Here is a 14,807-nt window from a genome sequence, read left to right as displayed (position 1 = left end):
TTCAGCGTCACGTGCGTGTTAATCTGCACCTCAAAGCAGGTGAGAATTTTGCTAGCTTTGCGGTACATTACGGACCAGTTGAGCTTCTTCAGCAGGTCCACAGCTTCGCCGATAACTCTTATCCGACAGCCCGTTGCTGTAGGTAGCGGTGATCCGATTGGCGGAAGGGTACTTCAGCACCAGGACGATGACATCAGGATCGTTGGCAGAAATAGAGATCGGAACCACTCTCTGAGTGATCAATCCGTCAAGCACTTCGATCCGCGCTTCTGCCGTGGTGGTAGGGCAACTGTAAATCACTTTAATATCGCCTGACTCTTTGGCCGCTTCCTGGTGGCTGTTTCGAAGAACCCATTTCCCAACGATTTCACCACGAGGGGGATTTTTACTTCCGTTGAAGCTGAACCGGACAACGCCGTAATGGCAACGGTGAGGAGCAAATTTGTTTTTGTTTTCATTGCTTTTATTCCCCATGATTGCGTTAGATTCTCGTTGCCATGCACATGACAGTTGCATTAGCTTGTATGACCCGTCTATTCGTAGACCCCACCCCCCTTCCAGCAGTGCAACATACTCGGGGAATGGTTTGCAGGTAACTGCGTTCGGCGTGTCTCGGTGAACGGGGCGCCATGTTGTTATTGATACAGGTCTAACGCGGACTGCATGGGCTGCACCGCAAAGCGTTTGCCCAGGGCGATGAGTTCTTCGCGGGTGATGGTCTGTTTCATGCCCCCCATCGAATACACTTTTACCAGCACTTCGGCTGATTTTTCGGCGGTATCGATGAGACCGAAGGTTTCGTCCAGTGTCGGGCCGCTACCGAAGACGCCGTGGAACGGCCACAGTACCAGCGAATGTTTGCGCATTTCCCACGCGGTGGTCTGGCCAATTTCATCGGTGCCCGGCACCATCCACGGCAGAATGCCGACCCCATCCGGGAAGACCACCAGACATTCGGTGCTCCCTTCCCATAGCTTACGGGTGAACAGATCGCTGCTGTTCTCCAGCACGTAGGTCAGGGCTATCAGGTTGGTGGCGTGGCAGTGCATGATCACGCGGTCTTTGCCGTTGGTGAGCCTGATGCGCTCGCTGTGGGAGAGAAAATGCGCCGGTAATTCAGAGGTCGGCACCGCATCGTCCGTCAGTCCCCATAGTACGTGGTATCCCGCACCATCTTTGTCTACCTTCACTACGCCGAGATTGGCCGCAGGATCGAGCTGGACGTTGCGGAAAAATTTGCCGGAACCGGTGACGACAAACGGCTGGTTCGCCAGCGTGGGCATCGACTGACTGAGGGCAATATAGCGCGGTTTCGCGTGAAAATCGGCCGTGAATGGTTCGATATCCGCTTCATCCAGGCGCAGCGTCAGGTTACCGCCGTTACGTTCGTCCCAGCCCTTCAGCCAGGCATCGGAAGTGGCTTTAATCATGCTCTGGACGAACCAGGAGTTGATAATGGTATGCATAGTTTTGTCTTTCCTGTTGATTCGGCGCGGGGTTGGCCCCTCACCGTAAATATGTGCGAGTCCCAGGGTCGCGGCTGATGCCTTACCCGGGCTACCAGTCTGTAGCCCGGGTAAGCCCAGCATTAACCACGCTGGCTCAGAACCGCATTCTCGTAAGCCCGTACGCTATCCAGCCACTGGCTGCCCGCTGGGGTATCGTGGCGCTGGCAGTACATCTCCCAGGCGGCCTGCCATGGCAGGCATTTCTGCTCTTCCAGCAGAGCCAGGCGGGCGGTGTAGTCGCCGTCAGCTTCCAGCTGGCGCAGTTGTTCGGTCGGTTCCAGCAGGGCGCGCAGCAGCGCTTTCTTCATGTTGCGGGTACCAATCACCCACGCCGCGATGCGGTTAATCGAGGCGTCGAAGAAATCGAGACCGATGTGCACGCGGTCGAACAGGTTGTGGCGGATGATTTCGCTGGCGATAGCCTGGGTTTCGTCATCCAGCAGCACGACGTGGTCGCTGTCCCAGCGCACCGGGCGGCTGACGTGCAGCAGCAGTCGCGGGATGTACAGCATGGCGGCGGAAATTTTGTCGGAGATGACTTCCGTCGGGTGGAAGTGGCCGGCATCGAGGCACAGCGCGGTCTGGCGGCTGGTGGCGTATCCCATATAGAACTCGTTGGAGCCGACGGTATAGCTTTCTGCGCCGATACCGAACAATTTGCTCTCTACGGCATCGATGTGATGTGTCGGGTCGAGTTTTTCGCTGATGACTTCATCCAGAGCATTGAGCAGGCGTTGGCGCGGCGCGAAGCGGTCCACGGTGATATCTTTCATGCCGTCCGGGATCCAGATATTCATCACCGACGGCGTGCCCAACTGCTCGCCGAAGTACGCGGAAATACGGCGGCTGGCTTTGCAGTGGTCGATCCAGAACTGGCGGATTTCATCGTTAGCGTGCGACAGCGTAAAGCCGTCGGCGCTTAGCGGATGTGAGAAGCAGGAAGGGTTAAAATCTAGTCCCAGCTTGTTGGCTTTAGCCCACTCAACCCAGTTTTTAAAGTGCTCAGGTTTAATTTCATTGCGCGCCACCGGCGTGTCTGACTCCAGATAGATCGCGTGAAGATTCAATCGTTTAGGCCCAGGTATCAGGCTCAGCGCCTGCTCAAGGTCGGCACGCAGCTCGCTGGCGTTACGGGCCTTACCCGGATAGTTTCCCGTGGCCTGAATCCCACCCGTTAAGTTCCCTTCCGGGTTTTCGAAGCCGGCGACATCATCGCCCTGCCAGCAGTGCATCGAAACGGGTAGCCGATCCAGTTGACGCAGGGTCTCCTCGATATCCACGCCAACGGCAGCGTAGCGCTGTTTAGCAATGTCCCAGGCTTGTTCAAGTTGAGTGGTCATGCGCAAAGCTCCTTAGTCAGTTGTGGCTGAAACTGCGCCACGAAACGGGCAATTTTATGTTCTGGATTGGGGATAAACGTGGTAAGCGCGGCGTTGCGGCGTACCACCTGACGGAAATCGTCTACGTTATTCAGTTCGTCCAGGGTCATGAGCTGGATGCCGATATTGCCTAACGTGGAAGCCTCTACAGGACCCGCGACGACCGTGATGCCGCAGGCGTCAGCACACAGTTGATTGAGCAGCTCGTTCTGGCAGCCGCCGCCGACAATATGCAGCTGGCTAAATGGCTGGCCGCGGAGTTGGGTCAGTTCGTTGAGTACGCGGGCGTACAGCAGGGCCAGACTGTCGAAAATACAGCGCGCCAGTTCGGCGTCATCGCCGGGAACCGGCTGCCCGGACTCGCGACAGGCGGACTGAATTTCGGCGCTCATGTTGGCCGGATTGATAAAGCGATCGTCGTTGCAGTCAATGACAAAACGGCAGGCTGGAAGACGAGTGGTACGGGCGATTAGCGCTGACAGGTCGCTGATATTCTGTTCTTGCAGCACCCGCTGTAGCAGCCAGAGCCCCATGATATTTTTCAGTACCCGATAGCGCCCTTCGGCACCGCCTTCATTGGTGATATTCGCCTGCAGCGCATCGCTACCGGTGTAGGGAGTTTTGCTTTCAAAGCCCATTAACGACCAGGTGCCGGAAGAGAGCCAGGCGGCGTCCGGGTCCTGCTGTGGAACGGCGATCACGGCGCTGGCGGTATCGTGACTGGCGACGGCCACCACCGGAATGGCGTTACCCTGCGGGCATATCCAGTGACCGATCACGTTACCGGGATGGCTGGGAGTACCAAACCAGGCGCGCGGTGCTCCGCTCCACTTCAACAGTTCTTCATCCCAGCTATCGTTGTTAATATTGATCAACTGGGTGGTGGTAGCGTTGGTGTATTCCCAGTTCAAATTGCCGGTGAGACGAAAGCTGAAATAGTCAGGGATCAGCAGCGCATGTGAAACCTGGCTGACCAGTTCCGGCTGCTGTTCAACCAGGGCGCGGAGCTGATAAAGGGTATTGAAGGGCATAAACTGAATGCCGCTACGGCGATAGATCTCGGTGCGGCCTATCTGCTCTTCGGCATGGCGCATCAGGCCATGGGTACGCGCGTCACGATAGGAGACCGGCAGGCCCACGCGCTCGCCGTGCTTATCCAGCAGGACATAATCCACACCCCAGGTATCAATACCGATACTGTCGATGAGGATGCCTTGTTCGCAGACCTTCACCAGCCCACGGCGAATTTCGCCTTCCAGACGGTCAACATCCCAGCAGTCGTAGCCATCCATCTTTTGCAGACTATTGGTAAAGCGGTGAATTTCGCGCAGCGTTAGCGTACGCGGCCCGCATTCATAACTGGCAAGCATCACCCGCCCGCTGGAGGCGCCTAAATCAACGGCTACACAATGACGAAAACTCATGGGAAGATCCTTGTAACAAATCATTGTCAGCAGTCTAAAAAAGTCATGAATCGCGCACCTTCTTGCCACTGACAGGGAAAACAGGCGGCTGGCAAGAAAGCAAAGATGACCGTGAGGGAGGTCACAGTTTCTCTTCATGAGCGCCAGGGAAGAGGATGTGATGTTGTCCGCAGTTCCCGATCATTCCTGCTATTTCTTGAAAAAACGGCAGGTTTTACGAATTTTGCGGTCAAAAATTGAAGGTCGGATTGTGAACCCTTAATTACTATTTGTGGCACTGATTGATAACATTTCTCATTTCTATGGTGCCGTTATGACCATATTACACAGTGTGGATTTCTTTAAGTCCGGGACTTCTCCTGTGGCCATTGAGCCACGTATCCCTCAGGCAGCGTTCCCGGAGCATCATCACGATTTCCATGAAATCGTGATCGTTGAGCACGGTACGGGGATTCATGTGTTTAACGGTCAGCCCTATACCATCAGCGGCGGTTCGGTGTGCTTTATTCGCGATCACGATCGTCATCTCTATGAACATACGGACAATTTATGCCTGACTAACGTGCTCTATCGCGCGCCAGACGCCTTTCGCTTTCTGAATGGTGTCAATCAGCTGTTACCGCAGGAGCAAGAGGGGAATTATCTCTCTCACTGGCGGGTGAACCAGGCCGTGCTGCAGCAGGTTCGACAGCTCGTCGGACAGATGGAAGATGTCGATCTCGAACCGGATATGCATACGCTCGCTGGACGAGAGATTCTCTTTATGCAGTTGCTTGTCCTGCTGCGTAAAAGCAGTCTCGCGGAAGGGGAGGCCGATAACGAAGCGCGGCTGAATTATCTGATGGCCTGGCTGGAAGAACACTTCGCCGAGGATATCTGTTGGGAGGCGACGGCGGCTAAGTTTTCCCTGTCGCTGAGGACACTACATCGCCAGCTGAAGCAGCATACCGGCTTGACGCCGCAGCGCTACCTCAATCGGGTGCGACTGATGAAGGCGCGTCACCAGCTACGTCATAGCGATGAGAGTATCACTGATATTGCCTATCGCTGTGGCTTTGGCGACAGTAACCACTTTTCGACGCTTTTTCGCCGAGAGTTTTCCTGGTCGCCACGCGATGTCCGCCAGGGACGGGACGCTATTCTTTAGTAACGCGAGAGCAGTCAACGTTTTAGCCGGCAAAAACGCGAATAATAAAGCGTTACTGGTGGTGGAGTTCTTGTAGTGGTTGGTCAGTTGATTCTGCGCAAAAATGAGTTTTTTGCCTCTCCCTCCCAGGCGGTAGCGGTTGCTGACCGTTACCCACAAAATGTCTTCTCCGAGCATACCCATGAGTTCTGCGAACTGGTTCTGGTGTGGCGGGGAAATGGCCTGCATGTCCTTAACGATCGCCCATGGCGTATTACCCGTGGCGATCTGTTTTATATTCGAGCCGAAGACAAACACTCCTATGCCTCCGTGAATGATTTAGTCCTGCAAAACGTTATCTATTGCCCGGATCGGCTGCGGCTTAATTTTGACTGGGCGGCCCATATTCCCGGCCTGTTTGGTACGCCGTGGATGCCGCACTGGCGGATTGGCAGTTCCGGTATGGCCCAGGCTCGCCAGGTGATGGCTCAACTGGAACAGGAGAGCATCTGCGGAGATGCACAGGCTAATAACATGGCCGAGCTGCTGTTTGCGCAACTGGCGCTGATTCTTCATCGCCACCGCTATACGACCGATAATCGGATAGCGACCCAAAACGGAACACTCCTTGATAAGTTGCTGAACGAACTGGCTGGCAGCCTGAACCAGCCTTTTATTCTCGAGCTATTTTGTCAGCGGGAGGGGGGCGGCGAGCGTGCGTTGCGTCAGCATTTTCGCCAGCAGACCGGGATGACGATCAACCACTACCTGCGTCAACTGCGTATCTGCCACGCGCAGTATTTATTGCAGCACACCGAGCGGTTGATTGGTGACATTGCGATGCAGTGCGGGTTCGAAGACAGCAACTACTTTTCTGTCGTCTTTAACCGCGAAATTGGCATGACCCCAGGGCAGTGGCGGCAACGTAGTCGCGTTGCCGCATAGGGCGTTAGCTGGCCATGCCCAGGCCAACAATATTGGCGGCGATGATAATCACCACACAGCCCAAACTTAATAAGCTGACCGGACGACGCCCGGCGTTGTTCCACTCTTTCAACACCAGCCCGACCAGCCCGCCGCACAGCACATAGAAGCTCATATGCAACATCCAGCTCATGTAGTCATATTGGGCTGGAATGCTGGCGTGGCCCCAGGCATAGAAGAAAAACTGGAGATACCACATCAGACCGCCCAGCGCCGACAATAGCACGTTGGCGACGATCAGCGGTTTTACCAGCGAGAAGTCGGCTTTGATCGACAGGTTTTTGACTTTAGCCAGACGAATAAAGCAGAAGCCGAGGTTGACCAGTGCGCCGCCGCCCATAATCACCACATAGCTGGGCAGTGCGGTATATAGTGGGTCGACCCCCAGTGCTGCCGCGGCATCATGCATCGGTCTGGCGGCGTTCATCGCAAAGGACATCCCGGCAGAGAAAATGCCGCACAACACCGCCAGCATGAGTCCTTTTTTCAGATTGAAGTCTTCGGCTTTGATGCCCATATTGCGCTCTTTCAACTGGCCAGCTCGAGTGACAATCGCCACGCCGATCACCGCCACCAGTACGCCAAGCAGCGTCATCTGGCCACCCTGGGTATGAAGGAGTACATCGATCTTCCCGTTGATAATGGGGGTCATCAGTGTGCCGACAATCAGGGTAATCCCGATGGCGATACCGATCCCCATCGACATGCCGAGGTAGCGCATGGTCAGGCCGTAGTTAATATTGCCGATCCCCCACATGGCGCCAAACAGAAATACCGGAAGGAGCGTCGAGGCGTTGAAGGAACGGTAATAGGCCCAGAAATCAGGCAGCAGAATCGCGCTGATAGTCCAGGGAAGAATCAGCCAGGAGACAATCCCGCCGACTGACCACATGGTTTCCCATGACCACTGTTTAACTTGTTTGAACGGGGCATAGAAACAGGCTGCACTGGCCGCACCTGTCAAATGCCAGAAAATACCCATCGTAATCGCGTGATTCATTGATTTTATCCTCATCTGTTTTTTTATCGGATAAATCTTCTTCCGACACGATGAGTGTAAAAATCGGTCAGTTTTCTCGCCTTCAGGCTGTTGCCATGTGATGGCGGACCCTGGCAACCAACAACGTAATGACTTGTTCTAGCTCACAAAAATGCGGGTAGACCTGTGTGTTATAACCTTATTAAAAATACGGCATTGATAAGCGTTTTCAATATCATTTAATTAACTATAATGAACCAACTGCTTACGCGGCATTAACACTTCCTGCCGCTTGACAATAATGGAGATGATTATGAGTTATACACTGCCAGCCCTGCCGTACGCTTATGACGCCCTGGAACCGCACTTTGATAAGCAGACGATGGAAATCCATCACACTAAACATCACCAGGCCTACGTTAACAACGCCAACGCTGCGCTGGAGAGCCTGCCGGAATTTGCTAACCTGTCTGCAGAAGAACTGATCGCCAAACTGGATCAGCTGCCGGCTGACAAAAAAACCGTACTGCGTAACAACGCGGGCGGCCACGCTAACCACAGCCTGTTCTGGAAAGGCCTGAAAACCGGCACTACCCTGCAGGGCGATCTGAAAGCCGCTATCGAACGTGATTTCGGTTCCGTTGATAACTTCAAAGCTGAGTTTGAAAAAGCGGCAGCGACCCGTTTCGGTTCTGGCTGGGCATGGCTGGTGCTGAAGGGCGACAAACTGGCCGTGGTTTCGACCGCTAACCAGGACTCCCCGCTGATGGGTGAAGCTGTCTCCGGCGCTTCCGGCTTCCCGATTGTGGGCCTGGACGTTTGGGAACACGCTTACTACCTGAAATTCCAGAACCGTCGTCCGGACTACATCAAAGAGTTCTGGAACGTGGTTAACTGGGACGAAGCAGCAGCGCGTTTTGCCGCCAAAAAATAAGGTTGCATTGTGCTGAATGAGAAGCGAGTCTGATGACTCGCTTTTTTTATATCCGCAGCAAAGGAGCGGCGATGCACTATCCGGTGAATGTCTTTGTGGGCAAGGTAAGGGATTACGACGGCAGCCGTCCAAGCGCCATCGGTAAAATTCAGGTCGACGGTGAACTGATCCTCGGCGAACTGGGGCTGGAGGGCGATGAACAGGCGGAGAAGAAAATACATGGCGGGCCGGATCGCGCGCTGTGCCACTATCCCCGTGAACATTACGCCCATTGGGCCCTTGAACTTTCGCAGCAGGCGGATCTTTTCTGCGCACCGGCGTTTGGCGAGAATCTCTCGAGCGAAGGACTGACGGAAAAAGACGTCTGTATCGGCGATATCTTCCGCTGGGGAGAGGCGCTGATCCAGGTGACGCAGCCGCGCTCACCGTGCTTCAAGCTTAACTATCACTTTGCGGTCAGCGATATGGCGCAGCTTATGCAGAACAGCGGTAAAACCGGCTGGCTGTATCGGGTTGTGGCCGGTGGGCGGGTGTCCGGCGATGCGCCGCTGGAGCTGGTTTCCCGGCTCAGCGATGTGAGCGTCCATGAGGCGGGTGCCATTGCCTGGCATATGCCGTTCGATGACGAACAATATCATCGTCTGCTCTCGGCTGCGGGGCTGTCGGTGAGCTGGAGCCGCACCCTGCAGAAACGGCGCCTGAGCGGGCAGATAGAAGACAATTCGCGGAGATTGTGGGGGAAATAATTTTCCCCGGGCCGCAAACGACATATCCATCAAATTTGCTAAACCGTAGCCTGGCTAAGCAAAGCGCAAGCCGGAAGATTTCCCGGATGGCCTCGCGTTGCGACTTATCCGGGCTACTTGACTGCACTCATCCATAGCCCGGCTAAGCATAGCGCAAGCCGGGATATACTCATCAGGTACGTTTATACAGCGGCAGCCAGATGGTCAGCCGCAAACCGCCTAACGGGCTGTCGTCGGCTTTGACCCAGCCGCGATGCTGCTGAATCGCGGCCTCAACAATCGCCAGTCCCAGACCGGTCCCGCCGGACTCACGATCGCGCGCCTCATCGGTACGGTAGAACGGACGGAAAATTTGCTCGCGATCCTCCGGACTGACGCCCGGACCGTCATCATCGACGTTAACCGTGATGCCGTCTTTATCCACCGAAAAACTGACCGAAATTTTGGTGTGCGAGTAGCGCAGCGCGTTACGGACGATATTTTCCAGCGCGCTTTCCAGCGCATTGGGATTACCGTACAGCGGCCAGGGACCCGGTGGATACTCGACGGTGAAGGATTTCCCCACCTGTTCGGCTTCAAACGCCGCGTTATCCAGCACTTCGCCCCACAGCTGATTGGCTTTCACCGTTTCGCTGACCAGCGCGTTGTTCGCCTGATTGCGTGACATCACCAGCAGGTCGTTAATCATGCTGTCCAGCCGGTGGGCCTCGGTCTCAATGCGCTCAAGCTCTTTACTCTCGCCGCTGCGACGGCGCAGTAAAGCCGTTCCCAGCTGCAGGCGCGTGAGCGGCGTACGCAGCTCGTGGGAGATATCGGACAGCAGGCGCTGCTGACCGGTCATCATGCGTTCCAGCGCCGTGACCATCTGGTTAAAACTGGCCCCGGCGGCTAAAAACTCCTGCGGACCGGCTTCCAGTTCCGGATGTTGACGCAGGTTGCCCTGGGCGACTTCATCGGCGGCGTTTTTCAACTTGCGAGCCGGTTTAGCCAGACTCCACGCCAGCCAGAGCAGCAGCGGCGAACTGACCAGCATCGTGACGATAAGCAGGAGCAGCGGGCGATCGAACAGCAGGTTGATAAAGTCTGACTGGGATGTGCTGGCAGGGCGGATCAGATACAGCTGGTAATTATCTTCCCCATCCCTGACGGAAAACGGCCCGACCATTTCCAGACGGCCGTAGCGTTTTTTCTGCGGATGATCGGCATTATCGGCCTGGCCGATAAAGTTACGAATGATCTGCATTTCGTTGCGTTCTGCACCGATCACGCGGCCTTCGCTGGTTACCAGTAATAAACGCTGCCCCGGCGGAGCCCACTTATCGATAGCGCGAAACAGACGACGCCACCACATCAGGTCATTGGGGGGATCGGTCGCCAGTTCGGCCTCGACATGCTGTTCTATCATGGTGCCCTGCCGCTGTTCGCTCTCCAGCAGTTCGGTCATCTGGCGCGAGTCCAGCTTGGGCAACATCAGAACCAGCATCAACACTAGCGCCAGCGTGAGCCAGAAAATAGCGAAGATGCGTGCGGTTAAACTCCCTATCATGAAGCCGAAACCATCAGGTAGCCGCGTCCGCGCAGGGTTTTAAACCACGGATGGCCATCTTTGCGTTCCGGCAGCTTACGACGCAGATTGGAAATATGCATGTCGATGGCGCGATCGAACGGCGTCAGGCGTTTTCCCAGGACTTCCTGGCTCAGATGTTCACGAGAGACAACCTGGCCAAGATGCTGCGCCAGCAGGTAGAGCAGGGTGAACTCCGTGCCGGTCAGCTCCAGGGTCTGACCATCGAAATTGGCTTCCTGGCGGCCAGGGTTGAGGCTCAAGGCGTCAACTTCCAGCGTCGGGGAACCGGCTTCGGTGGTTTGCTGCTGCTCGCTCCAGTGAGAACGGCGCAGAATCGCGCGTATACGCGCCACCAGCTCACGATCGTTGAACGGCTTAGGCAAGTAATCATCCGCACCCAGCTCGAGGCCGAGAACGCGATCCAGCTCGCTGCCGCGGGCAGTTAGCATGATAACCGGGGTCTGGTGTGTCTGACGCAACTCTTTAAGCGTATCGATACCGTTTTTCTTCGGCATCATCACATCAAGCAAAAGTAAATCGATGCTGTCGTCCAGAAGGGTCAGCGCCTGTTCCCCGTCATGGGCCACAAGCACGTTAAATCCTTCCATATCGAGCAGCTCTTTTAACAGGGAGGTGAGCTCCCGGTCATCATCAACTAACAGGATTTTATTCATTGTTTAAATACCTCCGAGGCAGAAATTACGTCATCAAGGCTCGCTAATCCATGACTTTACGTTGTTTTACACCCCCTGACGCATGTTTGCAGCCCGAATCGTAGACTGTATCTCGTTGAATCGCTACACAGACACAAATGTATTGGGAGTATGTGATGCGCAATGTTATTGCTGCCGTCATGGCCTCAACGCTGGCGCTAAGTGCATATAGCCAGGCCGCTGAAGTCGTCACCAGCGTTAACTGGCTCCCCGGAGATGACGGGGTGCAGCGCACCAGTCAGAGTCATATGTTTGACGGCATAAGTTTAACCGAACAGCAACGCCAGCAGTTACGAGATCTTATGCAACGGGCACGCCATGACAGGCAACCCATTAATGTTAGCGAAATGGAGACAATGCATCGTCTTGTCACCGCAGAAAATTTTGATGAAAACGCTGTGCGCGCTCAGGCTAATAAAATGGCGCAGGAACAGGTTGCTCGCCAGATTGAAATGGCGAAGGTTCGCAACCAGATGTACCACCTGTTAACGCCGGAGCAGCAAGCGGTTCTTAATGCTAAACACCAGCAACGAATGGATCAGTTGCGCGAGGTTGCAAGGATGCAAAAAGGTTCAGCAACCATGCTGTCGAGTAGTAGTAGTAGCAATACCGTGCAACCCCAGTAGTAGACCCTGTTTTCCTTGCCATAGACACCATCCCTGTCTTCCCCCTCATGATGAGGGGGTTTTTTTTGCCTGTCATTCAGCGAAACGCCTCCCGCCTTGCTCCTCGTTGCGACAAAAGTTCAGGTTATACTAAGCGCATCGCCGAAAAGGAGCATATATGAATCAATCTTATGGGCGGCTGGTGAGCCGCGCGGCTATTGCGGCGACGGTGATGGCGTCCGCGTTACTTTTGATCAAGATTTTTGCGTGGTGGTACACCGGGTCAGTGAGTATTCTGGCTGCGCTTGTGGACTCGCTGGTGGATATTGCCGCCTCGTTAACGAATCTGCTGGTTGTGCGTTATTCCCTCCAGCCTGCTGATGAGGAACATACTTTTGGCCACGGTAAGGCAGAATCACTGGCCGCGCTGGCACAAAGTATGTTTATCTCCGGGTCGGCTCTGTTTCTGTTTCTGACCGGTATTCAGCACCTGGCGCGCCCGGAGCCGATGCAGGCGGCGGGGGTCGGTATTGCCGTGACGCTGATCGCGCTGGTCAGCACGCTGGTGCTGGTCACGTTCCAGCGTTGGGTGGTCAGAAAAACGCAAAGTCAGGCGGTGCGGGCAGATATGCTTCATTATCAGTCTGATGTTATGATGAACGGCGCAATTCTGGTGGCGCTGGGCCTCGCCTGGTATGGTTGGCATCGTGCCGACGCGCTGTTTGCTCTCGGGATTGGCATCTATATTTTATATAGCGCTTTGCGTATGGGTTATGACGCTATTCAGTCGCTGTTAGACCGCGCGCTTCCTGACGAGGAACGTCAGGAAATTATCAATATCGTGACCGAATGGCCAGGCGTCAGCGGGGCACACGATCTACGGACGCGGCAGTCAGGGCCGACTCGCTTTATTCAAATACATCTGGAAATGGAAGATAACCTCCCGCTGGTCCAGGCACATGTTATTGCCGATCAGGTGGAGCAGGCGATTCTGCACCGTTTCCCGGGTTCTGATGTCATTATCCATCAGGATCCCTGTTCTGTGGTGCCGCTGGCACGGCAGGGCGTTTTATGAGCTTTCGGTTATAGTCTGTAAACTCGATGTAAAAGTGTGGGGCAGATCGGCATTTTTTGTATAAATTACCGCCATTTGGTCTGACCTGAATCAATTCAGCCAGAAGCGTTTGATATACTATTGCAATTATCGTCGTGCACTCCTGGTGAAGGAGCGCTTCAGGCAACAGGATTATTTTTTGCTTCCTAAGTTCAGAGGTAGTCATGATTAAGAAAATCGGTGTGTTGACAAGTGGCGGTGATGCTCCGGGCATGAACGCAGCAATTCGTGGCGTTGTGCGCGCAGCATTAACGGAAGGTCTGGAAGTTTTTGGAATCTATGACGGTTACCTCGGCCTGTATGAAGATCGTATGGTTCAGCTCGACCGCTATAGTGTTTCCGACATGATCAACCGTGGCGGCACTTTCCTGGGGTCAGCACGCTTCCCGGAGTTCCGTGAAGAGCATATTCGCGCCGTTGCGCTTGAAAATATGAAAAAGCGTGGCCTGGATGCGTTGGTCGTTATCGGCGGTGATGGCTCTTACATGGGGGCGATGCGCCTGACTGAAATGGGCTTCCCGTGCATCGGCCTGCCAGGCACCATCGATAATGATATCAAAGGCACTGACTACACCATCGGTTTCTTTACCGCGCTGAGCACCGTAGTGGAAGCCATTGACCGTCTGCGTGATACCTCTTCTTCCCACCAGCGTATTTCTGTTGTTGAAGTGATGGGGCGTTACTGCGGCGACCTGACTCTGGCCGCGGCGATTGCCGGCGGTTGTGAGTTCATCATGGTGCCGGAAGTGGAATACACGCGTGACGATCTGGTTGCTGAAATCAAAGCCGGCATCGCCAAAGGTAAGAAACACGCTATCGTGGCCATTACCGAACATATGTGCGACGTGGACGAGCTGGCGCACTACATTGAGAAAGAAACCGGCCGTGAAACCCGTGCGACCGTTCTGGGGCACATTCAGCGCGGCGGCTCCCCGGTACCTTATGACCGTATCCTGGCATCTCGCATGGGCGCCTACGCTATTGAACTGTTGCTGCAGGGCTTTGGCGGCCGCTGCGTTGGTATTCAGAACGAGAAGCTGGTGCACCACGACATCATCGACGCTATCGAGAACATGAAGCGTCCGTTCAAAAATGACTGGCTGGATTGCGCGAAGAAACTGTACTAATTCTGGCGTGAAACAAACGAAAAGGCCTTCTCAGAGAGAAGGCCTTTTTTATGCGCGGGCGGGTTATTCGATATCCAGCGCATCCTCGGAGAGGATGATCCCGGTATTATCGGCATACAGATGGTCGCCGGAGAAGAAGGTCACACCGCCGAAATTGACGCGTACGTCGCTTTCGCCGATACCTTCCCCAGCGGCCCCTACGGGAATGGCGGCCAGCGCCTGGATGCCGATATCCAGGTCTTCAAGATCGTCAACCTGACGCACCGCGCCATAGACCACTATCCCTTCCCACTCATTTTGTACGGCAAGACGCGCCAGGTCAGCGTCAATTAACGCCCGTCGGACGGAACCCCCACCATCGATCAGCAAGATGTGACCACGGCCGTTCTGTTCGAGCATATCGTATAGCAACCCGTTATCCTCGAAACATTTCACCGTGATGATTTGTCCACCAAACGACGACCGTCCCCCAAAGTTGGAGAACAGAGGTTCCACTACGTTGACATCCTCCTGGTAGATGTCACAAAGCTCGGAAGTATCGTATTTCATAGGCTTAACGTTCAGTTGCTGCGAGAGATTTTAGTATATCTCGCGAATCGTA

Annotated in this window: 14 protein-coding genes and 1 pseudogene; 7 read left to right on the top strand and 8 right to left on the bottom strand. The window is 54.8% G+C overall.

Translation table 11 applies throughout. The annotated features are described in order from the left end of the window. Nucleotides 1-167 precede the first annotated feature (167 nt). From CWM52_RS18435 to rhaB, 4 genes and pseudogenes are all read right to left on the bottom strand, one after another. Nucleotides 168-458: pseudogene (locus CWM52_RS18435) on the bottom strand (rhamnose ABC transporter substrate-binding protein); the annotation flags it as partial. A 177-nt stretch (nt 459-635) separates the two neighbouring features. After that, nucleotides 636-1,466 carry a rhamnulose-1-phosphate aldolase gene (gene rhaD / locus CWM52_RS18430; protein ID WP_100685428.1) on the bottom strand — a complete coding sequence of 277 codons (831 nt, stop codon included), beginning with the start codon at nt 1,464-1,466 and terminating at the stop codon, nt 636-638. A gap of 122 nt (nt 1,467-1,588) precedes the next feature. Then, nucleotides 1,589-2,848, bottom strand: a complete 1,260-nt coding sequence (gene rhaA, locus CWM52_RS18425; protein ID WP_100685427.1) for an L-rhamnose isomerase — start codon at nt 2,846-2,848, stop codon at nt 1,589-1,591. Beyond that, nucleotides 2,845-4,311: a rhamnulokinase gene (gene rhaB / locus CWM52_RS18420; RefSeq protein WP_100685426.1), complete on the bottom strand. Its 1,467-nt coding sequence runs from the start codon at nt 4,309-4,311 to the stop codon at nt 2,845-2,847. The genes rhaA and rhaB overlap by 4 nt, the downstream gene beginning before the upstream one ends. A 313-nt stretch (nt 4,312-4,624) precedes the next feature. Between rhaB and rhaS the strand changes: the two genes are divergently transcribed. Both rhaS and rhaR read left to right on the top strand, forming a co-directional pair. Beyond that, on the top strand, nt 4,625-5,458 hold the full coding sequence (gene rhaS, locus CWM52_RS18410; protein ID WP_100685450.1) for an HTH-type transcriptional activator RhaS: 834 nt from the start codon (nt 4,625-4,627) through the stop codon (nt 5,456-5,458). Between the two features lie 75 nt (nt 5,459-5,533). Further along, nucleotides 5,534-6,382 (top strand): HTH-type transcriptional activator RhaR, encoded by an 849-nt coding sequence (rhaR, locus tag CWM52_RS18405; RefSeq protein ID WP_100685425.1) that lies wholly within the window; start codon nt 5,534-5,536, stop codon nt 6,380-6,382. A 4-nt stretch (nt 6,383-6,386) separates the two neighbouring features. Here rhaR and rhaT read toward each other — a convergent pair whose 3' ends face one another. After that, nucleotides 6,387-7,421: an L-rhamnose/proton symporter RhaT gene (gene rhaT, locus CWM52_RS18400; RefSeq protein ID WP_100685424.1), complete on the bottom strand. Its 1,035-nt coding sequence runs from the start codon at nt 7,419-7,421 to the stop codon at nt 6,387-6,389. A 292-nt stretch (nt 7,422-7,713) separates the two neighbouring features. Here rhaT and sodA point away from each other — a divergent pair, with 292 nt between their 5' ends. Both sodA and yiiM read left to right on the top strand, forming a co-directional pair. Further along, nucleotides 7,714-8,334, top strand: a complete 621-nt coding sequence (gene sodA / locus CWM52_RS18395) for a superoxide dismutase [Mn] (protein WP_100685423.1) — start codon at nt 7,714-7,716, stop codon at nt 8,332-8,334. A 71-nt stretch (nt 8,335-8,405) separates the two neighbouring features. Beyond that, a complete protein-coding gene (gene yiiM, locus CWM52_RS18390) occupies nt 8,406-9,080 on the top strand; it encodes a 6-hydroxyaminopurine reductase (RefSeq protein WP_100685449.1) in 675 nt (224 codons plus the stop codon). Between the two features lie 172 nt (nt 9,081-9,252). Here yiiM and cpxA read toward each other — a convergent pair whose 3' ends face one another. Both cpxA and cpxR read right to left on the bottom strand, forming a co-directional pair. Further along, the gene (gene cpxA / locus CWM52_RS18385; protein WP_004869367.1) at nt 9,253-10,626 is read right to left on the bottom strand and encodes an envelope stress sensor histidine kinase CpxA; all 1,374 of its coding nucleotides are present in this window, start codon (nt 10,624-10,626) and stop codon (nt 9,253-9,255) included. Further along, entirely contained in the window at nt 10,623-11,321 is a 699-nt protein-coding gene (gene cpxR / locus CWM52_RS18380) for an envelope stress response regulator transcription factor CpxR (RefSeq protein WP_100685422.1), read from the bottom strand. The genes cpxA and cpxR overlap by 4 nt, the downstream gene beginning before the upstream one ends. A gap of 155 nt (nt 11,322-11,476) precedes the next feature. Here cpxR and cpxP point away from each other — a divergent pair, with 155 nt between their 5' ends. From cpxP to pfkA, 3 genes are all read left to right on the top strand, one after another. Continuing rightward, nucleotides 11,477-11,986, top strand: coding sequence for a cell-envelope stress modulator CpxP (gene cpxP / locus CWM52_RS18375; protein ID WP_100685448.1), 510 nt, complete (start codon nt 11,477-11,479; stop codon nt 11,984-11,986). Nucleotides 11,987-12,143: 157 nt separating this feature from the next. Beyond that, nucleotides 12,144-13,040, top strand: coding sequence for a CDF family cation-efflux transporter FieF (fieF, locus tag CWM52_RS18370; RefSeq protein ID WP_100685421.1), 897 nt, complete (start codon nt 12,144-12,146; stop codon nt 13,038-13,040). Nucleotides 13,041-13,243: 203 nt separating this feature from the next. Beyond that, complete coding sequence (pfkA, locus tag CWM52_RS18365) at nt 13,244-14,206, top strand: 6-phosphofructokinase (RefSeq protein WP_100685420.1); 963 nt, start codon at nt 13,244-13,246, stop codon at nt 14,204-14,206. Between the two features lie 63 nt (nt 14,207-14,269). On the opposite strand, the gene rraA is transcribed toward pfkA, so the two are convergent. Next, nucleotides 14,270-14,755 carry a ribonuclease E activity regulator RraA gene (gene rraA, locus CWM52_RS18360; protein WP_004869382.1) on the bottom strand — a complete coding sequence of 162 codons (486 nt, stop codon included), beginning with the start codon at nt 14,753-14,755 and terminating at the stop codon, nt 14,270-14,272. Between the last annotated feature and the right edge of the window lie 52 nt (nt 14,756-14,807).

The sequence above is a fragment of the Raoultella sp. T31 genome (genome assembly GCF_002806725.1).
Lineage (GTDB): Bacteria > Pseudomonadota > Gammaproteobacteria > Enterobacterales > Enterobacteriaceae > Klebsiella > Klebsiella electrica.
This window is presented reverse-complemented; position numbering and strand designations above follow the sequence as displayed.